We start from the raw sequence: 25,505 nt of genomic DNA on the forward strand, positions 1-25,505 counted from the left end.
AGAGGCGCATGAACAAGCCGGTGATGCCCGCCTCGTCGCTGTCGTTGAAGCTGCCGAGCGCCGACGGTTCGCTAATGACCTATCGTCTGGCGGCGTCGCGGAGCTTTCCTGCGAGGCTCGAGGGCACGCTGAACCGCGTCGCGTTCTCGGCCGCGCATGTCGTCGCGAATCCGCTCGCCGATGTCGATCCGTGGCTCACGGCCGCGGTCGACTGGGACAGGACGATTGCGTTTCGGGAGCATGTCTGGGATCTCGGCCTCGGCGTCGCCGAGGCGATGGATACGGCGCAGCGCGGCATGGGGCTCGATTGGCCGACCTCGCTCGAATTGATCCAGCGCTCGGTCCGGGCGGCAAAGGCAAGAGGCAATGCGCTGGTATTCTCCGGCGCGGGCACCGATCATCTCGCGGTGGAGGATGCCAGGAGCCTTGATGACGTCATCCGGGCTTATGAGCATCAGGTCGCGGCGATCGAGAAGGCCGGAGGACGGATCATCCTGATGGCTTCGCGCGCGCTTGCCAGGATCGCCTGCAGCCCGGATGATTATGTGCAGGTCTATGGCCGCGTGCTTTCGCAGGTGGCTGAGCCCGTGATCATCCACTGGCTCGGTGACATGTTCGATCCGGCGCTGTCAGGTTATTGGGGATCGGCCGATCTCGGCAGGGCGATGGATACGGCGGTCGCCATCATCAACGCCCATGCCGGAAAGATCGACGGCGTCAAGATTTCGCTGCTCGACAAGCAGCGCGAAATCGACATGCGCCGGCGCGTGGCCGATGGCGTCAAGATGTATACCGGCGATGATTTCAACTATGCCGAGCTGATCGCCGGCGACGACAAGGGCTACTCGCACGCGCTGCTCGGCATTTTCGACGCCATCGCGCCGGCGGCGTCCTATGCGCTGACACGACTTGCGGCGTCCGACGCGCAAGGTTTCCATGATGTGCTCGGCCCGACCGTCCCGCTGTCGCGCCACATCTTCAGGGCGCCGACGCGGTTCTACAAGACCGGCGTGGTGTTCATGGCGTATCTGAACGGTCACCAGGACCATTTCACCATGGTCGGCGGGCAGGAGAGCGCGCGCTCGACGCTGCATCTCGCCGAGCTGTTCCGGCTGGCGGATCAGGCGGGATTGCTCGCCAATCCTGAACTGGCGACGCGACGCATGAAAACCGTGCTCGCGTTACGCGGCGTGGAAAGCTGATGCGGGATTTCTCGGCCGACCATCGCTGGCTGTCGCTCAATACGGCCACCGTCCGCAAGCAGGGTGATCTCCTTGAGATCATCGACGCCTGCGTCCGCCATGGTATCCGCGCGATCGATCCCTGGCGCGACCAGGTCGCCGCGGTCGGTCTTGAACGGGCGGCTCGTGCCGTGCGCGAGGCCGGACTCGAGCTTTCCGGCTATTGCCGCGGCGGCATGTTCACCTCGGACGCCGCTCACCGGATTGACGTGCGCGACGACAACCGGCGTGCGGTCGATGAAGCCAAGGCGCTTCGCGCGTCCTGCATTGTGCTCGTGGTCGGCGGCCTGCCGCAATATTCGCGGCCGGGAAGCGCGCCGTCGAAGGATATCCTCGCCGCGCGGGCGCAGATCGAAGATGCCATCGCCGAGATGATGGAATATGCGCGTGACGCCAAGCTACCGCTCGCAATCGAGCCGCTGCATCCGGCCTATGCAGCAGACCGCGCCTGCGTCAATACGACAAAACAGGCGCTCGACATCTGTGATCGTCTCGATCCCGGCCGTACCGGCGCGCTCGGTGTCGCGCTCGACGTCTATCACATCTGGTGGGACCCGGAGGTGCTGTCGCAAATCGCCCGCGCGGGCAAGGATCGCCTGCTGGCGTTTCACGTTTGCGACTGGCTGGTGCCGACCAAGGACATCCTCAACGACCGCGGCATGATGGGCGACGGCGTGATCGACATCAGGTCGCTGCGCCGTGCCGTCGAAGCGCAAGGGTTTGCCGGCTATTCGGAAATCGAGATTTTTTCGGAAGGCTGGTGGGGCAAGCCGATGGATGAAGTGCTGCGCACCTGCATCGAACGGCATCGCACTGTGGTTTGATCAGCTACGTCCTGTCGGCCCTTGCCGCCGACCGGATTCAGGCCTGGGGCCTCGTACCTCTCAATTGGTAAGGCACGGCACGCTCAAGAAGCCGCGGAAACGGACGCGGCCGCCACGCACCGGCAGCCCATTCAGCGCGTAACGCGGAAACCGCGCCAGAAATCCCGAAATTGCGACCGCGCCTTCGAGGCGCGCCAGCGCCATGCCGGCGCATTGGTGCGCGCCGCTGGCAAAGGCGAGATGACGGTTCGGCGTGCGGCCCACGTCGAAGGTTTCAGCGTTCTCGAACTGCCTTTCGTCGCGGTTGGCCGCGCCGATGCAAAGCGTGACGGAGGTGCCCGGCGGAAGCTCGACGCCGCCAAGTTCGATCCGCTCGGTCGTCATGCGATTGCCGAGCTGGTTGGAGCTCTCGTAGCGGAGCATTTCCTCGATCGCGGTCCTGATCAGAGCCGGGCTTTCGATCAGGCGCGCCTTTTCCGTAGGGTGATCGATCAGTGTCACGAGCCCATTGCCGATCAGGTTGGTGGTGGTCTCGTGGCCGGCATTGAGCAGGAAGATGCAATTGTGCAGGAGCTCCTTCTCGGTGAGGCGCTCGCCGTCGGTTTCGCCCAGGATCAGCCTGGTCAGCACGTCACGTTCAGGGTCGCCCGGTTTCGCGCGGCGCCGCGCCACCAGCGTTTCGAGATAGGCAAGGAACTCGCGTACGGCGTCGTTGCCGCGCGCAAAGGCGTCCGGGCCGATCACCGGTTCCAGCGCACCGAGAATCGCAAGCGACCAGTCGCGCAGCGGTTCGCGCTCGTCCAGCGGCACGCCGAGCAGGTTGCCGATCACCTCGATGGGGATCGCAGCAGCGAAGTCTGCGATCAGGTCGACCTCGCCTTTGCGCGCCATTTCGTCGAGCAGCCGATCGACGAGCCGTCTCAAGCCGGGCTCCATCGCGGCGATGGCGCGCGGCGACAGCGCTCCCATGATCAGCCGTCGCACTCTTGTATGGGCAGGCGGGTCGTTGAAGACGAGGCTCGTGGTGTGATGCTCGTAGAGCAGGGAGGCGCCGTATTTCGGCGCGAACTCTTTCTTCTTGTCCGACGAGAAGGCGCGGGTGTTCTTGTAGGCGGTGAGCAGGTCGTCATAACGGGTCAGGAAATAGGATCCGCCAGCCATGCGCTTGACCGGCGCGTATTCCCGCAGTGCACGATAGGTCGGATAGGGATCCGCGTAGAACTCCGGCGTCAGCTTCTCGAGGTCGAAACGATCAGCCAGCTCTCGTGCGTTCGCATTCATGCTGCCATACTCTTGTGCCAACACCGATATGCCATTTTCGGTCTTTCGAAAAGCGACAGTCTCTCTAAAGTCCATCGGCCAATAAGAGACTCGCGGATGTCGAACGGAAAACTGAAACATGCACGCCCTTAACGAATCGCCGGCCGAGACCGTGCCGTCCTGGCCGGAGGACATTTTCGAGATTTTGCAGCGCTTCGATGTCCGTCAGGTGCCTTACGTTCCGGACGCCGGTCATGCGCAATTGATCAAGCGCGTGCTGGGTGAGCGTTCCATGCGGGCGGTGCCGTTGACGACGGAAGAAGAGGGTGTGGCGCTGCTGGCCGGCGCATGGGCCGGCGGTCAGCGCGGCGTGCTCCTCATGCAATCGAGCGGGGTCGGCAACTGCATCAACATGTTCTCGTTGACGCAGATCTTGCGTTTTCCATTCCTGACCCTGGTGACGATGCGCGGGGAATGGGGCGAGTTCAATCCCTGGCAGGTGCCGATGGGTTCGACCACCGCAGGTGTGTTCGAACTGTCAGGCATCAAGGTCTTGCGTGCCTCGCATGCCGGCGAGGTACGCGAAGTGGTCGAGGCCGCGGCGGGGCAGGCCTACAATGCCTGTACGCCCACGGCCGTTCTGTTGTCGCAACGCTTGATTGGCGCAAAGGTGTTCGTGAAATGAGCCGGGCAAATCTTCTCGAACGCCGCAGCGTCGTCTCGGCGCTGCTTGAGGGCCGCAAGGATGCGGTGGTCGTCGGCGGTCTCGGCGCCTCGACTTACGACATTGCGGCCGCCGGCGATCATGACCGGAATTTCTATCTGTGGGGCGCGATGGGCGGCGCGGTCATGATCGGGCTCGGCATTGCACTTGCCCAGCCGAAGCTGCCGGTCGTCGTGATTACAGGCGACGGCGAGTTGCTGATGGGCATGGGAAGTCTTGCCACCGTCGGCCTGCAACAGCCGAGAAACCTCTCCGTGATCGTGCTCGACAACGAGGTCTATGGCGAGACCGGCGGGCAGGCGAGCCACACCGGCACGAATACCGACCTTGTCGGCGTCGCCAAAGCCTGCGGCATCGGCGATTCCCGCGCGATGTCGACGCTTGCCGAGATCAAGGCGTTTGCCGCCTCAATGCAGGACGTGGCGGCCGGGCCGCGCTTCGCCAGCGTCAAGATCGACAGCGCCAACCTGGAGCGCGTTTTGGCCAATCGCGACGGCCCCTTCATCGTCAACCGGATCCGCGGCGCGCTCGGATTTAGCCCGATTTAAAGGCACCCGCGGCCTCGAGCGGACGCTGCATCTCGACGCGCTGCAACCTGTGGGTATCAAACAAGAATTTTGCATTGCAGCAGATTTCCTTGACTTAGATCAAAGGTGAGTGCTTACTCACAAGAATGAGCACCCTCCGCATGACCAGCGATTTGCGCCGGCAATTGATCCTGGGCGCCGCAAAGCGCTGCTTTGCGCGCCATGGCTTTGCAGGCACGACGACCAAGAGCGTGGCGGCGGCGGCATCGATTTCTGAGGGGCTGCTGTTCAAGCACTTCCCGACCAAGTCTGCGCTCTACGCGGAGATTCTTGCCGAGGAGTGCGCGGCCGATCCGGCGCTGCATCGCCTGCTCGAGCTTGAGCCTTCGACGCGGACGTTGGTGACGCTGATCCGTGAGATGGTTCAGCATTTCCGAGAGGTCGAGGCCATGCCCGATCAGGAAGACGCCCAGCGCCTTCGCCTGATGTTGGCTAGTCATCTCGACGACGGCGAGTTCGCCCGGCTGATTTACGAGAAGATCAGCGGACTTATCGGCTCGGCCTTCACCGCTTCTTTAAGCCGCGCCATCCAGTCCGGAGACGCGAGACCGGTGGGCCGCGAGCCCATGAACCTGTTCTGGTTCGCTCATCATGCGGTATTGATGGCAACCCTGACCCGCCTGCCGACGACGCCGTGCCTTTCCTACGGCGACGCCCCCGAGTCGGATCGGCAGCTCTGCGAATTTATCCTCCGCGGCATCGGCTTGAACGAAGCTGCGATTGCCCATTACCTCGACCGCGACCTGGCCTGGGACTCCGGGGAGCCGGCGATTGCAGAAAGTGCATGAACATGAACGTTGTAACCGAAAGCAATATCTCGGGAAAACCCATTGGCGAGAAGCCGCACTCACGTCCGGTACGCCTGGGACGATGGTTTGTCATCGTCGGCGCCCTGCTGGCGCTCCTCGTCGGCGGTCTGGTCTGGTTCAATCATTTCCGCGCCGAGATGATCAAGCAGTTCTTCGCCCACAACAAGCCGCCGCCGACCATGGTGACGGCGGTTCAGGCGAAGTCCGAAGTCATTCCGAATCTGCTTACCGCGGTCGGCGATCTCGCTGCCGTGCATCAGGTCAATGTCACCTCCGACGTCTCCGGCCGCATCACCGACATCATGTTCACTCCTGGTGCTTCGGTAAAGGCCGGAGCTCCGCTGGTCCAGTTGTTCGACGGGCCCGAGCAGGGCGATCTCGCCAGCTTCAAGGCGCAGGCGACGGGTGCACAGCTCGCGCTTGATCGCGCCAAGCAACTGGCTGCCCGCCAGTTCGGGCCGCAGTCGACGGTCGACGCCGCCCAGGCGACCTACGACCAGGCCATTGCCGGCATCGCCAAGACCGAGGCGCTGATTTCGCAAAAGCTGGTGCGCGCGCCGTTCGACGGCGAACTCGGCGTCCGCCGTGTCGAAGTCGGTCAGTTTCTCAGCGCGGGAACCCAGATCGTTACGTTGACCGATCTGTCGATGCTTTATGCCAACTTTACGGTGCCGGAGAAGGACAGCGGCGCGCTCCAGGTCGGGCAGACCGTGCGGATTTCGGTCGACGCCTATCCGGGCCGCACCTTCGATGGCAAAGTCACGACGATCGAGCCGCAGATCCTGTCTGATACGCGCAACATTCGCGTTCAGGCGACGATCGCCAATCCGGACAAGATCCTGAAACCCGGCATGTTCACGACCACCACGGTGGTGCTGCCGGACAAGCCGCCGGTCATCACCGTGCCCGAGACCGCGGTGGACTACACGCTCTATGGCGATTCCGTCTTCCGCATTACCGAGAAGAAGGAGGATGACGGCAAGACCAGCCTGACCGCGGTGCGCACCTTCGTGCGGACCGGCGACCGTATCGACGGACGCGCCGAAATCCTCGACGGGCTCAAGCCGGGGGACCGCGTGGTCGCGGTCGGCCAGCTGAAGCTGCAATCCGGTGCTGCGGTCGCGATCTCGACCGATCCGCCGCCGCCGATTCCGGCGAAACCGCCGCGCTACTGATCGCCACTCATCGCGCGCCCTCGAATTCAAGGATCGGAGCTGTCCGATGATCTGGACCGACATTTTCATCAAGCGGCCGGTGCTGTCGGTCGTCGTCAGCCTGCTGATCCTCTTGATCGGCTTGCGCGCCGCAACCGTGTTGCCGATCCGGCAATATCCGAAGCTGTCGAACACGGTGGTGAACATCACGACCGTGTATCCCGGCGCGGCCGCTGATCTGATCCAAGGCTTCATCACCACGCCGATCGAGCAGGCGGTCGCCTCCGCCGAAGGCGTCGACTACATGACGTCGTCGTCGGTGCTCGGCACCAGCACGATCCAGGTCTACATCAAGCTGAACTTCGATCCGAACCAGGCGCTGACCGAAGTTCTCGCCAAGGTGAACTCGGTCAAGTACCTGATCCCCAAAGAATCCAACGACCCGATCGTTACCAAGACGACGGGCCAGACCACGGCCGTCATGTATCTCGGCTTCTCCTCCGAGGTGCTGTCGGGTTCTGCGATCTCCGACTATCTGACGCGCGTGGTGCAGCCCCAGCTCTCGACGGTCGATGGCGTCGCCTCGGCCGATATTCTCGGCGGGCAGACCTTCGCGATGCGGCTGTGGCTCGATCCCGTTCGCATGGCCGGCCGCGGCGTTTCGCCGATCGATGTGCAGGCGGCGATTGCCGCCAATAATTTCCAGGCGGCTGCGGGCCAGGCCAAGGGCTACTTCATCGTTTCCAACGTCTCGGCCAACACGGACCTGCAAAATCTCGATCAATTCAAGAAGATGATCGTCAAGTCCAAGGACGGCGGCTTCGTCCGGATTGAGGATATCGCAACCGTCGAGCTTGCCGCGCAAAGCACCGACGCCAGCGTCGCCTTCAACGGCGAACATGCGATCTTCATCGGCGTGCAAGCCACGCCCACGGGCAACCCGCTGACGCTGGTGAAGGGCGTGCGCGCGCTGTTCCCGGAGCTTCAGCGCAACCTGCCGCCTTCGATGAAGATGAAGGTGGCCTACGATTCCACCAAATTCATTCAATCGTCGATCGACGAAGTGGAAAAGACGCTTGGCGAAGCCGTCCTCATCGTCGTCGTCGTGATTTTCCTGTTCCTGGCGTCGTTCCGGTCGGTGCTGATCCCGGTCGTGACCATTCCGCTGTCGCTGATCGGTGTGTGCAGCCTGATGCTGATCGCCGGTTTCAGCTTCAATCTCTTGACGCTGCTTGCGATGGTGCTGGCGATCGGTCTTGTGGTCGACGATGCCATCGTCGTGGTCGAAAACATCCACCGCCATCTGGAGGAAGGAAAGCCGCCGGTGCAGGCGGCGATGATCGGTGCGCGCGAAATCGTCGGGCCCGTCATCTCCATGACCATTACGCTCGCTGCCGTGTACGCGCCGATTGGCTTCCTCAGCGGCCTTACCGGTTCTTTGTTCCGCGAATTCGCCTTCACGCTTGCAGGTTCGGTGATCGTATCCGGTGTGATCGCTTTGACGCTGTCACCGATGATGTGTTCGGTTTTTCTCAAGAGCGCGGAAGACGGCCGGTTTGCCCGGCTCGTGAACCGGATTTTCGGCGCGGTCACGCGCGGTTATGGCCGGCTGCTCGATCGCTCGCTGGATTATCGCCCGATCACCGGACTGTTCGCGCTCACGATCCTGGGACTCGTCGGCTTCCTCTACATGCACACCTCCAAGGAACTCGCACCGGAAGAGGATCAGGGCATCGTGTTCGCGGTGACCAAGGCGCCGAAATACGCCAATATCGACTATTTCAATTACTACAGCGACAAGCTCGACAAGGCTTTCGCCAAGTTCCCGGAAACCGATTTGCGTTTCGTCCTGAACGGCATCAACGGTCCGCAGGGCGGCATCGCGGGCATGTTGCTGACGCCCTGGGATGAGCGGAAGCGATCATCGATCAAGCTGAAACCGCTGGTGCAGGCGGAGCTCAGCAAGATCGAGGGCATCAACGCCTTTGCGTTCAACCTGCCGCCACTGCCGGGAGGTCCGGGCGGTTTGCCGGTGCAGATGGTGATCTCTTCGACCAACAGCTTCCAGTCGGTCTATGAACAGATGGCCAAGCTGAAGGACGCAGCACGCAAGAGCGGGTTGTTCATCGTTTCCGACAGCGATCTGGATTTCAACCAGCCGGTCGTGCGGATCAAGGTCGATCGCTCGAAAGCCAGCGATCTCGGCCTCACCATGCAGAGCATCGGCAATACGCTCGCCACCATGCTGGGGGGCAACTACGTGAACCGCTTCAATCTCGAAGGGCGATCGTACCAGGTGATCCCGCAGGTGCCGCGCGTCAGCCGGTTGTCTCCGGAGTCGCTCGGCAACTATTATCTGTCGACGCCGACCGGCCAGCAGATCCCGCTCTCGACGGTGGTGTCGATCGAGACCGGGACCGATCCCAACGCGCTGACCCATTATAATCAGCTCAACTCGGCGACATTCCAGGCGGTGCCGATGCCCGGGGTGACGGTCGGTCAGGCGGTCGACTTCCTGGAAGGGGAAGCGAAAAAGCTGCCGGCGGGCTTCAGCCACGATTACCTCGCCGACAGCCGGCAATATGTGCAGGAAGGCAATCAGCTCGCGATCACCTTCGGTTTCGCGCTGATCATCATCTTCCTGGTGCTGGCGGCGCAGTTCGAAAGCTTGCGCGATCCCCTCGTCATCATGATCAGCGTGCCGATGGCGATCGTTGGCGCCATGCTTCCGCTGTTCTTCGGCGTGGCGACGATAAACATCTATACCCAGGTCGGCTTGTTGACCCTGGTCGGGTTGATCAGCAAGCACGGCATCCTGATGGTGGAATTCGCGAAGGAACTTCAGCTCAACGAGAGCCTCGACCGCCGTTCCGCGATCGAGATGGCGGCGCGGGTCAGGCTTCGTCCGATCCTGATGACGACGGCAGCGATGGTCACCGGCCTGTTGCCGCTGCTCACCGCAAGCGGTGCAGGCGCGGCGAGCCGTTTTTCGATTGGTCTTGTTGTCGTTGCCGGCATGACCATCGGCACGCTGTTCACGCTGTTCGTGCTGCCGGCGGTCTATGTCTGGATCGCGACTGACCATCGCGCCGGTGCCGAATCCGAGCGCGCCAGGGAGATCGCCGATTTCGATCCTGGAGCGAAGGCGCTGAAGCCGACGTGAGCCGCCGTTGAGAGGGCCGGTGGACTCGCTGGCTGCGAAATGATGGAATGGCGCTCCAAGTTCAAGGAGCGCCGTTCATGACGCGGGATTTTGCCCCCGGCAATTACCGGTTCATTCCGGCCGTGTTCCAGTATTCCAGCGGCGTCTGCGCTCTTGCCGGCTTCCACATCGAGCGCGTGCGCTTCGATCGCCTGCTGCCGCTCGCGGAGGGGTTCGCGCAGGCGTCGAAGTATATCCAGGCCGCGGGTCAGAAGCTGACCTCATTCTGCGCTTGCGAGCTGCGCTCGCCGGCGGCGTTTACCGAGGCCGGATTTCTTGCCTTCAACCAGCATTATGTGAAGACGCTGGCCGAGTGGGGCATCTTCGACGGCATCAGCAACCCGGTTGCGCGCAGCAATGTTTGCCCTGAGATCGATCCGCCCGCTGAGCCGTCATTCCACGCTTTCTCGTTCGTTCGCCCGATCGAGGGACCAGGCCGCGCCGCGAAGCCCGATTTTGTCATTGCCGGCGGTGCGGAGGCGCGCAGCGGTGCCGGTAGCTATCCCGAGCGGATCGTGCGTTACCGCGATCTCAGCCCGGAGGGGCTAAAGGAGAAGGTGGGTTTTACAGCGCGCGAAATGGAAAGCCGGCTCGCCGAGTTCGGCTTTGGCTGGCAGGACACGACCGCGTCGCAAGCCTACACGGTGCATGACTTCCATCCCGTCATGGCGGAAGAACTCGTGCGCCGGGGTGCGGCGCGATCGGGTCTCACATGGCACTTCGCCCGCCCGCCGGTGGTCGATCTTGAATTCGAGATGGACTGCCGGCGGGTGAGTCGGGAGCTGGTGGTTTGATACGGCCGGACTGATTTCCTTCCGTCATCGCGAGCCAACGGGTCGCTCGAAAGGGCGCCCGGTCACGGGCTTCTCGAAGCAATCCGGATTGCTGGAGAAGATGTTGGATCGCTTCGCCGCCTGCGCTCCTCGCAATGGCGGCGTTGCGCTGAGTTGAGCGCGCCGGCGTCAGCGTCCGGCGGCGTAACCCTGCATGCCGCGGGCGTTGGCGGCGGCGCGGCGGCGACGGCCGATCTTCGAGGCCGCGGTGAGGCGGCCTTCCGACCAGGCCGGACCGACCTCGACGATGTGGCCGCGTTGGCGCAGGTTATCGATCGCGGCCCTGGGCACGCGGTTTTCGACCACCATCACGCCGGGGCGCGCGGTGCGCGGCCAGAACGAGATCGGGAAATGCTCGGAGTGCCACGCCGGCGCGTCGATCGCCTCCTGCAAATTCATCCCGGCATGAACGTGCCGCAGGAAAAATTGCGTGATCCACTGGTCCTGCTGGTCGCCGCCGGGCGAGCCCCACGACAGGTACGCTTCGCCGTCGCGCAGCGCCATGGTCGGAGACAGCGTCGTTCGGGGGCGCTTGCCCGGCGCGAGCGAAGCGGGGTGGCCTTCTTCGAGCCAGAACATCTGCGCGCGGCTGCCGAGGCAGAAGCCGAGTTCGGGAATGACGGGTGACGACTGCAGCCAGCCGCCGGAGGGCGTCGCTGAAATCATGTTGCCGGCATGGTCGATGATGTCGAAATGCACGGTGTCGCCGTTGACTTCGCCCATCCGACCGACCGTCGGTTCGCCCGCGCCCATCGCGCCGACCGCTTCGCGGCTCCCTTCCTGGCGGCGAACTTTCACCACCCCGCCAAAACCCTCGACCGAGCCCGGAATGAAATCGAGCGAAGCCTGGTCCGAGATGAGCTTGCGGCGCTCGGTGTTGTAGGCATCCGACAAGAGCGTCGCGATCGGAACTTCCGTGAATTTCGGATCGCCATAGAATTTTTCGCGATCGGCATAGGCCAGCTTGGCGCATTCGATCTGCGTGTGGATGAATTCCGGCGAGGTGGGGTCGAGCCCGTCGAGCTGAAAACCTTTCAACAGCGCGAGCTGTTGCAGCATCACCGGACCCTGGCTCCAGACGCCCGCCTTGCAGACGGTGTAGTTGCCGTAGTCATAGGTCAGCGGCGCCTCGATGGTCGGCTGCCAGCGCGCCATGTCGTCCGCAGACAACACGCCGCGGTGCGGCGATCCGCTGACGTCCATCACTTCCTGGGTGCGGCAGAACCTGTCGATGGCTTCGGCGACGAAACCTTTCGACCACGCTTTGCGCGCGGCCTCGATCTGCGCTTCGCGATTGCCGCCGGCGCTTTCGGCCTCTCTGAGGATGCGCGTATAGGTTTCAGCAAGCTTGGCGTTGGTGAAGAGCGCGCCGGGCTTCGGCACTTCGTTGTTGGGCAGGTAGACGGCCGCTGACGTGTGCCAATATTTCCGGAATAATTGCTCGACGGTCTGGATGGTCGCTGCCGCACGTTCCAGAAACGGATAGCCGTCACGGGCGTAAGCGATTGCCGGTTCCAGCACGTCGCGCAATCGCATGGTGCCGTAGTCGCGCAACAGCAGCATCCAGGATTCGAAGGTGCCGGGAATGCAGGCCGCGAGCAGCCCGGTTCCGGGCACCATTTCAAGTCCCTCGCTCCTATAATGAGCGATGGTGGCGCGCGACGGCGCGGGACCCTGGCCGCAAATCACTTCGGTGCGCGCGCGCTTGACATCATGCACGATGATCGGGACATCGCCGCCGGGACCGTTCAGATGCGGTTCGACCACCTGCAGGGTGAATGCGGTGGCGACGCCGGCGTCGAAAGCGTTGCCGCCTTTTTCCAGGATTCCCATGCCTACCGCAGTTGCGATCCAGTGGGTCGAGGTCACCACGCCAAACATGCCCTCGATCTCGGGGCGGGTGGTGAAGGGGTTGGGATTGATGTGGCTCATGGGATCCGTGCTTCTTGAGCTTCTTGTTGGGTGGACGGGGCCGCAATTGACCACAGGTGCGGCGCTGTGCCAACAGGTCCTGACCAAGTTGAACAGTGGCGGCTTCGTGGATTGCGCCGACTTGAGGGGAATGGTGGATGCCGCAAGCAAAGGCCGATGTTCTTGTGCTGGGCGCCGGCATGGTCGGCGTCGGCGCGGCACTGCACCTGCAAAAGCTCGGGCGCGACGTCATTCTGGTCGATCGGCATGCGCGCGCTGGCGAGGAGACCAGCTACGGCAATGCGGGCGTGATCGAATGCGCTTCGGTCTTTCCCTACATGTTCCCGCGCGACCTTGGCCAAGTCCTGCAATATGCGCTGAATCGCTCGCCCGCGGTGCGCTACCGCCTTTCCGACATGGCCGATTTCCTGCCCTGGATCCTGCGTTATTACCTGGCGTCCTCGCCGGAGCGGGCCCAGCACAGCGCGATGGCCGTGTTGCCGCTGATCCAGCGGAGCCTCGTCGAGCATGAAGCGCTGATCGCGGAAGCAGGCGCCGGCGAGCTGTTGCGCCGCACCGGCTGGCTCAAACTTTTTCGTTCGAATGCAAGCCTCGCCAAGGCTGTGCAGGACGCCGAACGGGCGGGCCAATATGGTGTCCCTACCGAGATCCTCGACGCCAAATCGGTTGCCGCGCGCGAGCCGCACCTGGCGGGCGATTTTGCCGGCGCGGTCTATTTCCCGACTCCGGGATCCATCACCGATCCCGGCGCGCTCGCCAAGGCGTATGCCGCACTCTTTATCCGCAACGGTGGACGCTTCGTCGTCTCGGATGCGCGAACGCTTGCGCAGGAAGCCGGCGGCTGGCGCATCAAGGGTGCATCCGCGCGCGAGGTCGTGGTCGCCCTCGGCCCCTGGTCTGATCTGGTCTTCCGCCCGCTGGGCTATTCCATCCCGCTGGGAGTCAAGCGCGGGTACCATCTGCATCTGAAGGCAGGCGGCAACGCCGTCCTCAACCAACCTGTTCTGGATTCCGATCTCGGCTTTCTGATCGCGCCGATGAACCAGGGCATTCGCCTGTGCACGGGCGCGGAGTTCGCTCGGCGGGACGCGCCGCCAAGACCGACGCAGATCAAGCAAGCCCTGCCGCGAGCCCGCGCCCTGTTTCCGCTGGGCGAGCCGGTCGAAGCAAAGCCGTGGATGGGCTCACGGCCGTGCCTGCCCGACATGCTGCCGGTCATCGGGCAGGCGCCTCGCCACGCGGGACTCTGGTTCGACTTCGGCCACCAGCACCACGGGCTGACGCTTGGTCCCGTCAGCGGCCGGCTGCTGGCGGAAATGATGACGGGCGCAACGCCCTTTGCCGATCCTCGTCCGTTTGCCGCCGAGCGCTTCGGTTAGGCATCCGCCTTGCCATCGTTCGGACGGCTTGCTCCCATGGCTCCGGCGGCGATAGTCTGGGCATCCAAAGCCGCACTGTAACTCGAGGCTTGCCAGTGTCCCCTGGGGCCTGACATTCGTAAAGGAACTCGCGGCGATATGGTACGAATGTCAGAGCCCGGACACTGGTGCGGGTCGAATGCATTTGGGAGCGCGCATGAAGGTTAACGTTGAAATCGACTGCACGCCGCAGGAGGCGAGGCAGTTCTTCGGGCTTCCGGACGTACAGCCAATGCAGACGGCGGTGATGGAGCGGCTCCAGAACCAGATGCTGGACAACATCCAGAAGGTCTCGCCCGAAGCGTTGATGCAGAGCTGGCTTTCGTTCGACCCGAAATTTGCCGAGCGGTTCAGCGACATGTTCGCCGCCATGACGGGTCTTGGCAGTCCGCGGGCGCCCGACAAGAAATGACCTCGCCCGGCGAGGCACGCATCCGCCAAGACCGCTTCGTCCGCGGGACCTTGGCCCATGATGCGCGCCGCCGACCAGGAAAAAGCCATGATCGAAATGCCTCCGCTGCAATTTGCAGACGTCAACGGGATTCGAATGGGCTTCTACGATGCCGGTCCGAAGACCGATCGGCCGCCGATGATCTTGTGCCATGGCTGGCCGGAGATCGCGTTTTCCTGGCGTCATCAGATCAAGGCACTGAGCAATGCCGGCATTCGCGTGATCGCGCCGGACCAGCGGGGCTATGGCGCCACCGAACGGCCCGAGCCCGTCGAAGCCTACGACCTTGAGCATTTGACTGGCGATCTCGCCGGCCTGCTCGACCATTTGAAAATCGACCAGGCAATCTTTGTCGGACACGACTGGGGCGGCTTCGTCGTCTGGCAGATGGCGCTCCGCCATCCCAGTCGGGTCGCCGGAGTCGTCGGACTCAATACACCGCATACTGCGCGGGCGCCCGCCGATCCGATCGAGATATTCCGCAGGCGGTTCGGCGACAGCATGTATATTGTCCAGTTCCAGGACCCGGGGCGTGAACCTGACAGAATTTTCGGCAGCCGCGTCGAGCAGACATTCGACGCATTCATGCGCAAGCCGCTCCCGCGCCAGAGCGGCGCATCGGCTGAACAACCGACCGCGGGCATCGGGGCGTCGAGCAAGACCAATCTGGCCTTTCCGCAGATGGTCGCGGCATACGATGCCAAATTCGATTCACGCACGCCGATTTTGTCAGCGGAAGAAAAGAGAGTTTTCGTCGATACCTTCACGAGGACGGGATTCACCGGCGGCATCAACTGGTACCGCAACATGTCGCGCAATTGGCAGCGATCCGCGGAACTCGATCATACCGTTCGCGTGCCCTCGCTGATGATCATGGCGGAAAATGACGCGGTGCTGCCGCCGTCGGCCGCCGACGGCATGGAAAAGATCGTGCCTGATCTCGAAAAATATCTTGTGCGCGACAGCGGACACTGGACGCAGCAGGAAAAACCGGAAGAGGTCAGTGCCAAGCTGATCGAATGGCGGCGAAAGCGATTTGGCTAAGCCAGACATTCCAGGATGCCGAAGAGAAGATTCGGATACGCCGAAGCTGCGCCCGATCCTGCATCCACCGACCAAACCTGTGGTCGGCAATATGCATCTCCTTGGCCGCGCGCCGGACAAGGAATTCGTCCGACTCGCCGAGGAGACGGGAATGATTGTCTGGCTCGGCACCTTTGTCACGAGGGCAAACCGGTCTTCGCTTTGCGGAGGCGGTCCGCCGGCACCGGTTCTATTGCCGCTGCGGCGGTAACTTCTCGAAGCTCGGCATTCCCTCGGGAATGACGTGAAATGCCTGCTTGTCGCAGGTGTAGATTGCCGATTGCGGGTTGCCGTAGAGCGAAGGATCATCGAGCGTGCCGGCTTTCACGATCACCGCCGGCAGTCCCGGGCGATGTGTCGTCAGATGCGTGCCGCAGTCCGGGCAGAATTCGCGCGTGACGGCGTTCTCGAGATCGCGGCGGCTGAATTTCCTGGGAGAACGCTTGCTGTAGCTGAAGCCTTTGATCGGCATCAGCATGAAGAAGTTGGGACCACCGCCGGAGATGTACTGGCACTCCCGGCAATGGCACTGGCCCTTGAAAAGCGGCTCCCCCTCGGCGACATAACGCACTTGTCCGCAGTAGCATCCGCCTTCCAGTCTCATTTGCATTCTCCCGTTCGATTTACTGTGTCGTTGTCGCCGATGCGCCACGCGCATGGCTGTCGATCGCATCGATGATCTGCGGCCACATCGGGATTGGCAATGCATGGCCCATGCGCTCGATCATGAGCAGCTTCGCGCCCGGAATCGCGGCGGCAGTGTCCTTGCCTCCCGCGGGATGCACCAACGGATCGACGGTGCCATGAATGACGAGGGTCGGCGTCCTGACTGTGCTCAGCCTTTCCTTGCGGCTGCCGGAGGCGAGAATGGCGCGGAGCTGGCGGCCGACGCCGGCCGGATTGAGACCGCGCGCGAAGGTGCGTTCGGCGAGTGCGCGATCGTACGCTTCGTCTTCCGGAAAGGAGCCAACGCGCAGGAATTTCCAGGCCTGGGCGAACCGCGCGATATACTCCTCTTTTGATTTCGGCGGCGGTGCCATCAGGATGGCCATGGCTTCGCGCGTCGGCCCGGGAATCCTCGGATTTCCCGTGGTCGACATGATGGAGGTCAGCGACCGCACCCGTTGTGGAAACGAGATCGTGATCTCCTGGGCGATCATGCCGCCCATGGATGCGCCGACCAGATGAGCCGAGTCGATGCCAAGCGCGTCCATCAGGCCGACGGTATCCTCGGCCATGTCGCGCAGCCGGTACGGCGCTTTGACCGGGATGTTGAGGAAGCGCAGCTTGAGCAATTCAACAGGACCCAACGGCTTGCCGCCGGTAAGCTTGCTGGACTGCCCGATGTCGCGGTTGTCAAAGCGGATCACATAAAAGCCGCGCGCGGCAAGCTGCTCGCAGAATTCGTCATACCAAATCACCATCTGCGCGCCCAATCCCATGATCAAGATCAGGGGTTCCGCGTTCGGATCACCAAAGGTCTCGTAACAGAGCTCGATGCCGTTGGTGCGCGCCATCTGCGGCGGCTGGCGAGCGGACAGTTTCACCTCAAGCGCTTCCTTTTGGCGTGTTCGGAGCCTTTGTGCCGCCGTTTTATGACATGCTTTTTCGCGTCGCATAAGCCGCATCAAAATTGACGCCGTGCGATTGACCGGCCCTACACGAGGTGTGGTATTTGGCGGCTTCCCGTTTCGCGGAATTTGGCCGTCGATCCGTCGACGCCATCGATCTTGATATCGCGGTCATGCTGGAGAACGCCCATGGCAGACAAAAGCAACGATCCGGTCGCGCTGTGGCGGAACATGATCGGCGAAATGGAGAAGGGATTTAACGCCTTCGCCAATCGGACGATGGCTTCTCCGGAATTCAGCAAGGTCGTCGATCAGGTTGGCGGAGCGACTGCGGGCGCGCAAAAGCAGCTCGGCGAACTCATGGAGAAATATCTACTTTCGATGAACCTGCCGAGTCGCTCGCAGATGGTCGACATGGCCGAGCGGTTGCAATCGATCGAGGGCCAACTGAACGACATCAAGGCGACCCTGCATCAGATTCAGGACGCATCGCGCGGTGCATCCGGCGGACGTTCGCAAGCCCTCCGGCCGCCGCGCACCAAGCGTCCGCCGCCTGGGGGCGGAGAGGCCAAATGAAGCCCGGCCTCCGCTTCTGGTCTGGTATTGATTCCGAAGCGGATTGAATCCGAGGTCCAGGGCGCAACCTGCATAGCATTGAAGCGCATCGAGCAAATCCCGACGTAGCGGCCCGAGATGAGGCCGAGTTCCTTCGCGCATTTTTGAAATGGAGGGGGTGTCCTCGGCTTCTTCCGGATTGCATTCGACGACGACAGCGAAATATTGTTAAAGGTAATAGAATACCTTCAATCCCGAAAATTGGCGAAGCCTCGCCCGTTCACCGACCCCGCTGCTTCCGAGCACTGTTCGGCAAGTCGCCCTCCTATTGAGTTAATCACGAAGTCGTGATACCGCGACGCACCATAAATGTTGCGATGCACCATTAACTATGCCATATAGAGTTTGCCCCGGGCCGTATGGACGGGGTGAGCCCATAGCTCAAACACTGAGGATGAGGAGAGCCCGATGACCACAGAGACCAATTCCGTTTTGAACAGCTTCAAAGAAGCCTTTGCCCCCGTGACCGAAGCCTTCAAGAGCTTCCAGAGCCTGGAGGTTCCCGAGGCTGCGCGCGAGTTCGTGAAGAAGCAGGCCGAGACCGCCAAGGAGCGTGCCGCTGATTTCTACGCCGGTTCTGAGAAGGCCAGCGAAGTGATCGAGTCTGCCGTAACCGGATCGGTCAGCGAAGTCGCCAAGATCGGCCGCACGATCCAGCAGGCGATCTACCAGGATGCCGAGGCGTTTTTCGCCGGCGTCGACAAGCTCGCTTCCGCGAAGTCGATCAATGAGGCCGTCCAGATCCAGTCGGATCTGCTCCGCGCCCAGGGCGAGACGATCGTGTCGCGCGCCAAGGCGTCGAGCGAATACCTTGGCAAGCTCGTCAGCGAAGGCGCGAAGAACGCGCAGGACAACTTCGCGAAGGTCTACAACAAGACCGCTTGATCGTTCTTTTCGTCGCGCGTGTTGTTCGGAGGCCCGCTTTGCGGGCCTTCTTTTTTTGCGCGGCAAGCTCCGGGCCTCCACGCCTTCAGCGCATCACTGTCTAGAGAGACACGGGCGGCCGGCATGAGCGAGGGGAGCGATGCCGGTTTTCGAACGGCTATGCCCGGACAAGACAAACGAGGGTGGACATTGTGGTGAAGCAAAAAAACGCGCTAGTGTGGCGGTTGAGAAGTCCGCATCATCTGTGCCGCAGGTTCGTCATGCGGCCTTCTGAAGCCTAGCCACACTAGATTCACAGGTTTTGCTAGTGTCTTTTCGATTCCGAAGTTCGAAACGTGGCGCCGCAAAATGCTACGAAGTTCGGAATCGGACCAGGCGTTGATGATGCCGCCGGCGCTTGCCCGCATCATCGCTCAGCTCAAGCGTGAACCCTCACGCACCGGTTCAATCGTCATCACGGTGTTTGGCGATGCGATCGTGCCGCGCGGCGGCTCGGTCTGGCTCGGCACGTTGCTGGGATTTTTCCAGGCACTCGATATCGATGGAAGCGTGGTGCGGACGGCGATGTCGCGGCTGGCGGCCGACGGCTGGCTGGAGCGCGAGAAGGTCGGCCGCAACAGCTTCTATCGTCTGGCGGCACGCGGCCGTCGGACTTTCGAGGCGGCGACGCGGCATATCTATGATCCGCCGCCATCGGACTGGAGCGGACGGTTTGAGCTGCTTCTGATCACCAAGGCAGCCGATCGCGAGGCCTCGCGGGAGGCGCTTCGCAATGCCGGATTTGGCAGCCCGCTGCCGGGCGTATGGCTGGCCCCATCGGGCGTTCCGATCCCGGACGAGGCCGCCTCTGCTATTCGGCTAGAGGTATCGGCGGAGGACGAGAACGGCCGGCGTCTGCTCTCCGACAGCTGGCCGCTCGACCGCACGGCCGACGCCTATCTGAAGTTCATGAAAACATTCGAGCCGCTCCGAAGCTGGCTCGGTCGTCGGGCGAGGCTTTCGGAGCTCGAAGCCTTCACGGCGCGGATATTGCTGATCCATCACTACAGGAGAGTGGTGCTGCGCGATCCCTTGCTGCCTTCGGCGCTGCTACCAAGGAACTGGCCAGGCAACGCGGCGCGGGAGTTGTGCGGCGAGATCTATCGCGCGGTACTGCCGGCCTCCGAACAGTGGCTCGATGATCAGGGCCTGAGCGAAAGCGGCGCCTTGCCCGCGGCGGCTGCGGAACTGGCCCGGCGGTTCCGGAGCTAATATGTTACAAAATCGAATTGTAGTTTGTTTTTTCGGTTATATATTGGCCGGAAACAACGCCGGAGAAGCAGCGCATGTACACCCAGGCGCTCAATGGCTCGGAAGGTGAGGGACGGATCGTCGAGGACGCAGCGCGAGAGGCGCAGTTCCAGACGCGGATCGACGCCGAGGAGCGGATCGAGCCGAACGACTGGATGCCGGCTGCCTATCGCAAGACGCTGACGCGGCAGATTTCCCAGCACGCGCATTCCGAAATTGTCGGCATGCTGCCGGAAGGCAACTGGATCACGCGGGCGCCGTCGCTGCGCCGCAAGGCCGCGCTCTTGGCCAAGGTACAGGACGAATGCGGTCACGGCCTTTATCTCTACGCCGCCGCCGAGACGCTGGGGTCGTCCCGCGAAGAACTCGTCGACCAGATGCTCGCCGGCAAGGCCAAGTATTCTTCGATCTTCAACTATCCGACGCTGACCTGGGCGGATATCGGCGTGATCGGCTGGTTGGTCGACGGCGCTGCGATCATGAACCAGATCCCACTGTGCCGCTGTTCCTATGGCCCCTATGCCCGCGCGATGATCCGGGTGTGCAAGGAGGAATCCTTTCACCAGCGCCAAGGCTTTGAGATCATGCTGACGCTTTGCCGCGGCTCGGAAGAGCAAAAGGCGATGGCCCAGGACGCGCTTGATCGCTGGTGGTGGCCGGTGCTGATGATGTTCGGTCCGCCGGACAGCGCGAGCCAGCACAGCGACACCTCGACGCGATGGAAGATCAAGCGCTTCTCAAATGACGAACTGCGTCAGAAATTCGTCGATGCCACGGTGCCGCAGGCGCAATATCTGGGCCTGACAATTCCGGATCCCGGCATGAAGCTGAACGAAGCGACCGGCCACTGGGAATACAGTGCGATCGACTGGACCGAATTCAAGCAGGTGCTCGCCGGCAACGGCCCGTGCAACCGCGACCGCATGGCGGCGCGGCGCAAGGCGCATGAAGAGGGCGCCTGGGTGCGCGAAGCCGCCGCGGCCTACGCGGAAAAGCGCCGGCAACGCGCCATGCAGCAAGCCGCCGAATGAAAGGACCCGCCATGGCCACGCCGAACACCCCGCTATGGGAAGTCTTCATCCGAAGCCGCAACGGCCTCGCGCACAAGCACGTCGGATCCCTCCATGCGACCGATGCGACGCTGGCGCTCCAGGCTGCCCGCGACGTCTATACCCGTCGCGGCGAGGGATGGTCGATCTGGGTGGTGCCGTCGAGCGCCATTACGGCATCCGATCCGGCCGAGAAGGGCATGATGTTCGAACCGGCGGAAACCAAGATCTACCGTCATCCGACTTTTTACGAGGTGCCCGACGAAGTCGGGCATATGTAGATGGCCGCGCCTTCGATTCACGTCGTCGAAACGCCGCTGGTGCTCTACGCGCTGCGCCGCGCCGACGATGCGCTGATCCTGGGGCACCGGCTGTCGGAATGGTGTGGCCATGCGCCGATGCTCGAAGAAGACATGGCACTCGCCAATATGAGCCTCGATCTCATAGGGCAGGCGCGCGCGTTTTATTCGTATGCAGCGCAAACCGAAGCCAAGGGCAACGACGAAGACAAGTTCGCCTATCTTCGCGATGTCAGGCAGTATCGCAATCTCCTGCTGGTCGAGCAGCCGAACGGCGATTTTGCCCACACCGTCGTCCGCCAGTTCTTCTATGCGGCGTTTGCCGATCCTTACTGGCGCGCGATGATGAAGTCTTCCGACGCGACGCTGGCTGCCATCGCAGCCAAGTCGGAAAAGGAAAGCGCCTATCATCTGCGACACTCATCGGAGTGGGTGATCCGGCTCGGTGACGGCACGGTAGAGAGCCATGGCCGCGCGCAAGCAGCGATCGATGACCTGTGGTCGTTTACCGGCGAGATGTTCGAGGCCGATGAAAGCGAGCGCGTGCTGGTCGAATCCGGTGTCGTGATCGACCCGGCGGCCTTGCGTCCGCAATGGCTCAGGACCATCTCCGGCATTGTCGGCGAGGCGACGCTTGCGATGCCCGACACGAAATGGATGCAAAAGGGCGGACGCAGCGGCCGTCACAGCGAGCACCTCGGCCATCTTCTCAGCGAGCTGCAATCCATGCAGCGGACCTTTCCGGGTGTGTCGTGGTAATCGATACGGCCGAGCTCGCCGAGACGAGGCAGCGTGCCTGGGACGCTGCGGCGGAGGTCGTCGATCCCGAGATTCCCGTGCTGACGATTGCCGATCTCGGCGTGTTGCGCGAAGTCGATATCAGCGGCGGCCGCGTCGAGGTGACGATCACGCCGACCTATTCCGGCTGCCCGGCCATGAACATGATCTCGGTCGAAATCGGACTTGCGCTGGAGCGCGCGGGTTTTCGCGATCCGAAGGTCCGCACCGTACTTTCGCCAGCCTGGACCACCGACTGGATGAGTGAGGAGGGCCGCCGTAAACTGCGCGAATACGGCATCGCGCCGCCGCAGGCCTCGAGCTCCCGACGGGCTCTGTTCGGCATCGAGCAGATCCTCTGTCCGCAATGCGGCTCGGCCGAAACCGAAGTGCTTTCCGAATTTGGTTCGACCTCCTGCAAGGCGCTGTGGCGCTGCAAGAGCTGCCGCGAACCGTTCGACTATTTCAAGTGTCACTGAAGATGCTGGCGCCCCGCTTCCATCGCCTCGCTGTCAAGGATTTGCGTCGCGAAACGCGGGACGCGGTCTCGCTGACCTTTGCGATTCCAGATGAGCTGAAGGACGATTACCGCTTCTTGCCGGGCCAATATCTCACGTTGCGCACGACGATGGACGGAGAGGAGGTCCGACGCTCCTACTCGATCTGCTCCGGGCCGGATGACGGTGAGATGCGCATCGCCGTAAAAAAGGTCGATGGCGGCGCGTTCTCCAGTTGGGCTGCGGACGAGCTGAAAAGCGGAGATGAGATCGACGTCATGACGCCGACCGGCCGCTTCGGCGTCGCGCCTACGCCGGAGGCGTCGCGCATCCATGTCGGCTTTGCAGCCGGCTCCGGCATCACCCCCATTCTCTCGATCATCAAGGGCGTACTGGCGCGCGAGCCAAACAGCCGCTTTTTCCTGTTCTACGGCAACCGTTCGGCTGACGGCATGCTGTTCCGCCAGGCGCTGGAGGAGCTCAAGGACCGCTTCCTCGACCGGTTCTCGGTGTTTCACGTCATCTCGGGCGAGGAGCAGGACATTCCGATCCTGCATGGGCGGCTCGACGGCGACAAGGTGAGGGTGCTTTTGGGCTCGCTGGTACCGGCGCCTACGATCGATCACCTCTTCATTTGCGGTCCGACCGGAATGAGCGACGAGATCGAGGCGACCTGCCGCGAGATCGGTATTGCCGCCGATCGTATCCATATCGAGCGCTTTGTTTCCGGCCTGGGCGGTAAGCCGCGGCCGAAGGCGGCCGTCCCCGCCAGCGCGCCGCCGAAGGCGTTCGCCGCCTTGATTATTGATGGCAAGCGCCGCGAGGTGCCAGTCGCGGAAGGCGAGGCCATTCTCGATGCTGCCTTGCGCGCTGGCGTCGATCTGCCGTTCGCCTGCAAGGGCGGCATGTGCTCGACTTGCCGTGCCAGGCTCGTCGAGGGTGAAGCGAAAATGGACATCAACTATTCGCTGGAGCCCTGGGAGCTTGAAAAGGGTTTTGTGCTCACCTGCCAGGCCAAGCCCGTGACCGGCCGTATTGTCGTGGACTACGATCAGGTGTAGGCATTTCGACGACCACGGAGGCGCAATGGCTTCGATCGACCAGCATAGCGGGTCCTACCGTGCCGAAATGGACGAGGCCGAGCAGGCCTCACGCGATGAGATCGTTGCGTTGCAAACGCGGCGGCTCGCCTGGTCGCTGGCACACGCTTACAACAACGTGGCCCACTACAGAAAAGCGTTCGACAAGGCCGGCGTGCATCCCGGTGACTTCAAGCAGCTTGCCGACCTCGCCAACTTTCCGTTCACCGTCAAGACTGATCTGCGGGACAACTACCCCTTCAATATGTTTGCGGTGCCGCGGGAAAAACTGGTGCGTGTTCACGCGTCTTCCGGCACCACCGGCAAACCGATCGTGGTTGGATACACTCAGTCCGATATCGAGACATGGGCCACCGTGATGGCGCGCTCGATCCGCGCCGCCGGCGGCCGCAGCGGAATGATTGTCCATAACGCCTACGGCTATGGCCTCTTCACTGGCGGACTGGGCGTGCACTACGGTGCTGAAAAACTCGGCTGCACGGTGGTCCCGGTTTCCGGCGGTATGACCGAGCGTCAGGTGCAACTGATCAACGACTTTCGGCCGGATGTCATTACGGTGACGCCGAGCTACATGCTGGCGATCCTTGATGAGTTCAAACGCAGGGGGCTCGATCCGCGGCAATCTTCGCTTAAAATCGGCATCTTCGGCGCCGAACCCTGGACCAATGCGATGCGCGCCGAAATCGAGCAGTCGTTCGCCATGGACGCTACCGATATTTACGGCTTGTCGGAGGTGATCGGTCCCGGCGTCGCGCAGGAATGCATCGAGAGCAAGGACGGCCTCCACATCTGGGAGGATCATTTCTATCCCGAGGTGATCGATCCGGAGAGCGGCCGTGTCTTGCCGGACGGCGAGAAAGGCGAACTCGTATTCACCTCGTTGACCAAGGAAGCCTTCCCGATCATCCGCTATCGCACGCGCGATCTCACGCGTCTCTTTCCCGGAACGGCGCGGCCCGGTATGCGGCGGATGGAAAAGGTGACCGGCCGCTCCGACGACATGATCATCCTGCGCGGCGTCAACGTGTTTCCGACGCAGATCGAGGAAATCCTGCTCGCAAATGACTGGTGCGGCGGTCACTTCGTAATCGAGCTGACGCGCCAGGGGCGGCTGGACGAAATGACCGTGATCGCCGAAGCGCGCTATGGGCATTGGGATGGCAGCGGCCTGGTCGAACATGCCGATCGCGTCACCCAATATATCAAGAACACGATCGGAATTTCGGCACGCGTGAAGGCAGTCGCGCCGGAGACGCTGGAGCGCTCACTTGGCAAAGCCAAGCGTGTGATCGACAAGCGGCCGAAGGAGTAAACCGGCGTTTTCCCCGTCCCTCGGCTCGAAGCACGGCTGGGCGAGAGGTCTCGAGTATCAGGCCGGTGGAGCGGCCTTTTCCGTCGGCACCCAGGCGCCGCCAAGGCTGCGGGAATGGCCGCGCAGTTCGGCGATCGCAACATCATTGGCGGTGACGCGCACGTCGTAAATGCCTGAGCGGCCGGTCTTCGAGATTTCGCGAGCGGTCGCGACCAGGCGGTCGCCGAGCTTGCCCGGCCGGATGAAGGCGATGTTGCACTGTGCCGCCACGGTGCGCTCGTTGCGCGAATTGCAGGCAAAGGCGAAGGCGGAATCGGCGAGCAGGAAAATGAACCCGCCATGGGCGATGCCGTGGCCGTTGACCATGTCGGGCCGGATCGTCATCGCGAGCACGGCTTCGCCCGGGTTCACACGGACGATCTCCATGCCGAGGCCCTGGCTCGCGCCATCTTCCTTCCACATCGCCTCGGCAGAGGCGCGGGCAAGTTCCTCCGGGGAAAACGTGGTCTGGGCGGTCACTCTGGTCTCCTGACCTATGCGGCCCTGTCTGAATTAAGTTCTTGTGCTGTACGATCAGTCCGTTAGTCATGGG

25 protein-coding genes are annotated in these 25,505 nt (G+C 62.5%); 20 read left to right on the forward strand and 5 right to left on the reverse strand.

Annotated elements, in window-relative coordinates:
* Positions 1-8 precede the first annotated feature (8 nt).
* Both NEZ08_RS11695 and NEZ08_RS11700 read left to right on the forward strand, forming a co-directional pair.
* Positions 9-1,202, forward strand: a complete 1,194-nt coding sequence (locus tag NEZ08_RS11695) for a dihydrodipicolinate synthase family protein (RefSeq protein WP_298106970.1) — start codon at positions 9-11, stop codon at positions 1,200-1,202.
* Positions 1,202-2,065, forward strand: coding sequence for a sugar phosphate isomerase/epimerase (locus tag NEZ08_RS11700; protein WP_298106972.1), 864 nt, complete (start codon positions 1,202-1,204; stop codon positions 2,063-2,065). The genes NEZ08_RS11695 and NEZ08_RS11700 overlap by 1 nt, the downstream gene beginning before the upstream one ends.
* Before the next feature lie 60 nt (positions 2,066-2,125).
* Here NEZ08_RS11700 and NEZ08_RS11705 read toward each other — a convergent pair whose 3' ends face one another.
* On the reverse strand, positions 2,126-3,346 hold the full coding sequence (locus tag NEZ08_RS11705; RefSeq protein WP_298106974.1) for a cytochrome P450: 1,221 nt from the start codon (positions 3,344-3,346) through the stop codon (positions 2,126-2,128).
* A 118-nt stretch (positions 3,347-3,464) separates the two neighbouring features.
* Here NEZ08_RS11705 and NEZ08_RS11710 point away from each other — a divergent pair, with 118 nt between their 5' ends.
* The 6 genes from NEZ08_RS11710 to NEZ08_RS11735 all read left to right on the forward strand — a co-directional run bounded on the left by NEZ08_RS11710 (position 3,465) and on the right by NEZ08_RS11735 (position 10,595).
* On the forward strand, positions 3,465-4,010 hold the full coding sequence (locus NEZ08_RS11710; protein WP_298106976.1) for a phosphonopyruvate decarboxylase: 546 nt from the start codon (positions 3,465-3,467) through the stop codon (positions 4,008-4,010).
* Positions 4,007-4,597, forward strand: a complete 591-nt coding sequence (locus NEZ08_RS11715; protein WP_298106978.1) for a thiamine pyrophosphate-dependent enzyme — start codon at positions 4,007-4,009, stop codon at positions 4,595-4,597. Before NEZ08_RS11710 ends, NEZ08_RS11715 begins: the two co-directional genes overlap by 4 nt.
* A 125-nt stretch (positions 4,598-4,722) precedes the next feature.
* Positions 4,723-5,424 carry a TetR/AcrR family transcriptional regulator gene (locus NEZ08_RS11720; protein WP_298106980.1) on the forward strand — a complete coding sequence of 234 codons (702 nt, stop codon included), beginning with the start codon at positions 4,723-4,725 and terminating at the stop codon, positions 5,422-5,424.
* A 2-nt stretch (positions 5,425-5,426) separates the two neighbouring features.
* Positions 5,427-6,620: an efflux RND transporter periplasmic adaptor subunit gene (locus NEZ08_RS11725; protein WP_298106982.1), complete on the forward strand. Its 1,194-nt coding sequence runs from the start codon at positions 5,427-5,429 to the stop codon at positions 6,618-6,620.
* A gap of 46 nt (positions 6,621-6,666) precedes the next feature.
* On the forward strand, positions 6,667-9,762 hold the full coding sequence (locus NEZ08_RS11730; protein ID WP_298106984.1) for a multidrug efflux RND transporter permease subunit: 3,096 nt from the start codon (positions 6,667-6,669) through the stop codon (positions 9,760-9,762).
* Between the two features lie 77 nt (positions 9,763-9,839).
* Entirely contained in the window at positions 9,840-10,595 is a 756-nt protein-coding gene (locus tag NEZ08_RS11735) for a hypothetical protein (protein WP_298106987.1), read from the forward strand.
* A 168-nt stretch (positions 10,596-10,763) separates the two neighbouring features.
* Here the strand turns inward: NEZ08_RS11735 and NEZ08_RS11740 are convergent, their stop codons facing one another.
* Positions 10,764-12,566 (reverse strand): gamma-glutamyltransferase family protein, encoded by a 1,803-nt coding sequence (locus NEZ08_RS11740; protein ID WP_298106989.1) that lies wholly within the window; start codon positions 12,564-12,566, stop codon positions 10,764-10,766.
* A gap of 137 nt (positions 12,567-12,703) precedes the next feature.
* Here NEZ08_RS11740 and NEZ08_RS11745 point away from each other — a divergent pair, with 137 nt between their 5' ends.
* The 3 genes from NEZ08_RS11745 to NEZ08_RS11755 all read left to right on the forward strand — a co-directional run bounded on the left by NEZ08_RS11745 (position 12,704) and on the right by NEZ08_RS11755 (position 15,479).
* Complete coding sequence (locus NEZ08_RS11745) at positions 12,704-13,945, forward strand: FAD-binding oxidoreductase (RefSeq protein WP_298106991.1); 1,242 nt, start codon at positions 12,704-12,706, stop codon at positions 13,943-13,945.
* Positions 13,946-14,141: 196 nt separating this feature from the next.
* Positions 14,142-14,396 (forward strand): DUF6489 family protein, encoded by a 255-nt coding sequence (locus tag NEZ08_RS11750; RefSeq protein ID WP_298106993.1) that lies wholly within the window; start codon positions 14,142-14,144, stop codon positions 14,394-14,396.
* Between the two features lie 87 nt (positions 14,397-14,483).
* A complete protein-coding gene (locus NEZ08_RS11755) occupies positions 14,484-15,479 on the forward strand; it encodes an alpha/beta fold hydrolase (RefSeq protein WP_298106995.1) in 996 nt (331 codons plus the stop codon).
* Between the two features lie 229 nt (positions 15,480-15,708).
* On the opposite strand, the gene NEZ08_RS11760 is transcribed toward NEZ08_RS11755, so the two are convergent.
* The gene (locus NEZ08_RS11760; RefSeq protein ID WP_298106997.1) at positions 15,709-16,122 is read right to left on the reverse strand and encodes a GFA family protein; all 414 of its coding nucleotides are present in this window, start codon (positions 16,120-16,122) and stop codon (positions 15,709-15,711) included.
* 19 nt (positions 16,123-16,141) lie between these two features.
* A complete protein-coding gene (locus NEZ08_RS11765; RefSeq protein ID WP_298107055.1) occupies positions 16,142-17,059 on the reverse strand; it encodes an alpha/beta hydrolase in 918 nt (305 codons plus the stop codon).
* A gap of 219 nt (positions 17,060-17,278) precedes the next feature.
* Here NEZ08_RS11765 and NEZ08_RS11770 point away from each other — a divergent pair, with 219 nt between their 5' ends.
* The 9 genes from NEZ08_RS11770 to paaK all read left to right on the forward strand — a co-directional run bounded on the left by NEZ08_RS11770 (position 17,279) and on the right by paaK (position 24,913).
* On the forward strand, positions 17,279-17,665 hold the full coding sequence (locus NEZ08_RS11770; protein ID WP_298106999.1) for a poly(R)-hydroxyalkanoic acid synthase subunit PhaE: 387 nt from the start codon (positions 17,279-17,281) through the stop codon (positions 17,663-17,665).
* 447 nt (positions 17,666-18,112) lie between these two features.
* Positions 18,113-18,589 carry a phasin gene (locus NEZ08_RS11775; RefSeq protein WP_298107001.1) on the forward strand — a complete coding sequence of 159 codons (477 nt, stop codon included), beginning with the start codon at positions 18,113-18,115 and terminating at the stop codon, positions 18,587-18,589.
* Between the two features lie 384 nt (positions 18,590-18,973).
* Positions 18,974-19,840 (forward strand): phenylacetic acid degradation operon negative regulatory protein PaaX, encoded by an 867-nt coding sequence (paaX, locus tag NEZ08_RS11780; RefSeq protein WP_298107057.1) that lies wholly within the window; start codon positions 18,974-18,976, stop codon positions 19,838-19,840.
* Positions 19,841-19,914: 74 nt separating this feature from the next.
* Positions 19,915-20,910, forward strand: a complete 996-nt coding sequence (paaA, locus tag NEZ08_RS11785) for a 1,2-phenylacetyl-CoA epoxidase subunit PaaA (RefSeq protein WP_298107003.1) — start codon at positions 19,915-19,917, stop codon at positions 20,908-20,910.
* A gap of 11 nt (positions 20,911-20,921) precedes the next feature.
* Entirely contained in the window at positions 20,922-21,209 is a 288-nt protein-coding gene (paaB, locus tag NEZ08_RS11790; protein WP_298107005.1) for a 1,2-phenylacetyl-CoA epoxidase subunit PaaB, read from the forward strand.
* Entirely contained in the window at positions 21,210-21,986 is a 777-nt protein-coding gene (gene paaC, locus NEZ08_RS11795; protein WP_298107008.1) for a 1,2-phenylacetyl-CoA epoxidase subunit PaaC, read from the forward strand. It abuts the gene before it with no gap.
* Positions 21,980-22,483: a 1,2-phenylacetyl-CoA epoxidase subunit PaaD gene (gene paaD / locus NEZ08_RS11800; protein WP_298107010.1), complete on the forward strand. Its 504-nt coding sequence runs from the start codon at positions 21,980-21,982 to the stop codon at positions 22,481-22,483. Before paaC ends, paaD begins: the two co-directional genes overlap by 7 nt.
* Positions 22,484-22,485: 2 nt before the next feature.
* Positions 22,486-23,562, forward strand: a complete 1,077-nt coding sequence (paaE, locus tag NEZ08_RS11805; protein ID WP_298107059.1) for a 1,2-phenylacetyl-CoA epoxidase subunit PaaE — start codon at positions 22,486-22,488, stop codon at positions 23,560-23,562.
* 25 nt (positions 23,563-23,587) lie between these two features.
* Complete coding sequence (gene paaK / locus NEZ08_RS11810; RefSeq protein WP_298107012.1) at positions 23,588-24,913, forward strand: phenylacetate--CoA ligase PaaK; 1,326 nt, start codon at positions 23,588-23,590, stop codon at positions 24,911-24,913.
* 57 nt (positions 24,914-24,970) lie between these two features.
* Here the strand turns inward: paaK and paaI are convergent, their stop codons facing one another.
* The gene (gene paaI, locus NEZ08_RS11815) at positions 24,971-25,375 is read right to left on the reverse strand and encodes a hydroxyphenylacetyl-CoA thioesterase PaaI (protein ID WP_298107060.1); all 405 of its coding nucleotides are present in this window, start codon (positions 25,373-25,375) and stop codon (positions 24,971-24,973) included.
* Positions 25,376-25,505 lie beyond the last annotated feature (130 nt).

Origin of the sequence: Bradyrhizobium sp., assembly GCF_027451485.1 — a bacterium.
Classification (GTDB): domain Bacteria; phylum Pseudomonadota; class Alphaproteobacteria; order Rhizobiales; family Xanthobacteraceae; genus Bradyrhizobium.

Coding starts and splice junctions, on each gene's coding strand:
- paaE (WP_298107059.1), top strand. CDS start 22,486: ATGCTGGCGCCCCGCTTCCATCGCCTCGCTGTCAAGGATTTGCGTCGC.
- NEZ08_RS11720 (WP_298106980.1), top strand. CDS start 4,723: ATGAGCACCCTCCGCATGACCAGCGATTTGCGCCGGCAATTGATCCTG.
- paaK (WP_298107012.1), top strand. CDS start 23,588: ATGGCTTCGATCGACCAGCATAGCGGGTCCTACCGTGCCGAAATGGAC.
- NEZ08_RS11760 (WP_298106997.1), bottom strand. CDS start 16,122: ATGAGACTGGAAGGCGGATGCTACTGCGGACAAGTGCGTTATGTCGCC.
- NEZ08_RS11730 (WP_298106984.1), top strand. CDS start 6,667: ATGATCTGGACCGACATTTTCATCAAGCGGCCGGTGCTGTCGGTCGTC.
- paaB (WP_298107005.1), top strand. CDS start 20,922: ATGGCCACGCCGAACACCCCGCTATGGGAAGTCTTCATCCGAAGCCGC.
- NEZ08_RS11755 (WP_298106995.1), top strand. CDS start 14,484: ATGATCGAAATGCCTCCGCTGCAATTTGCAGACGTCAACGGGATTCGA.
- NEZ08_RS11735 (WP_298106987.1), top strand. CDS start 9,840: ATGACGCGGGATTTTGCCCCCGGCAATTACCGGTTCATTCCGGCCGTG.
- paaI (WP_298107060.1), bottom strand. CDS start 25,375: ATGTGGAAGGAAGATGGCGCGAGCCAGGGCCTCGGCATGGAGATCGTC.
- NEZ08_RS11700 (WP_298106972.1), top strand. CDS start 1,202: ATGCGGGATTTCTCGGCCGACCATCGCTGGCTGTCGCTCAATACGGCC.
- paaA (WP_298107003.1), top strand. CDS start 19,915: ATGTACACCCAGGCGCTCAATGGCTCGGAAGGTGAGGGACGGATCGTC.
- NEZ08_RS11725 (WP_298106982.1), top strand. CDS start 5,427: ATGAACGTTGTAACCGAAAGCAATATCTCGGGAAAACCCATTGGCGAG.
- NEZ08_RS11770 (WP_298106999.1), top strand. CDS start 17,279: ATGGCAGACAAAAGCAACGATCCGGTCGCGCTGTGGCGGAACATGATC.
- NEZ08_RS11775 (WP_298107001.1), top strand. CDS start 18,113: ATGACCACAGAGACCAATTCCGTTTTGAACAGCTTCAAAGAAGCCTTT.
- NEZ08_RS11740 (WP_298106989.1), bottom strand. CDS start 12,566: ATGAGCCACATCAATCCCAACCCCTTCACCACCCGCCCCGAGATCGAG.
- NEZ08_RS11745 (WP_298106991.1), top strand. CDS start 12,704: ATGCCGCAAGCAAAGGCCGATGTTCTTGTGCTGGGCGCCGGCATGGTC.
- NEZ08_RS11750 (WP_298106993.1), top strand. CDS start 14,142: ATGAAGGTTAACGTTGAAATCGACTGCACGCCGCAGGAGGCGAGGCAG.
- paaC (WP_298107008.1), top strand. CDS start 21,210: ATGGCCGCGCCTTCGATTCACGTCGTCGAAACGCCGCTGGTGCTCTAC.
- NEZ08_RS11715 (WP_298106978.1), top strand. CDS start 4,007: ATGAGCCGGGCAAATCTTCTCGAACGCCGCAGCGTCGTCTCGGCGCTG.
- NEZ08_RS11695 (WP_298106970.1), top strand. CDS start 9: ATGAACAAGCCGGTGATGCCCGCCTCGTCGCTGTCGTTGAAGCTGCCG.
- NEZ08_RS11710 (WP_298106976.1), top strand. CDS start 3,465: ATGCACGCCCTTAACGAATCGCCGGCCGAGACCGTGCCGTCCTGGCCG.
- NEZ08_RS11705 (WP_298106974.1), bottom strand. CDS start 3,346: ATGAATGCGAACGCACGAGAGCTGGCTGATCGTTTCGACCTCGAGAAG.
- paaX (WP_298107057.1), top strand. CDS start 18,974: ATGCCGCCGGCGCTTGCCCGCATCATCGCTCAGCTCAAGCGTGAACCC.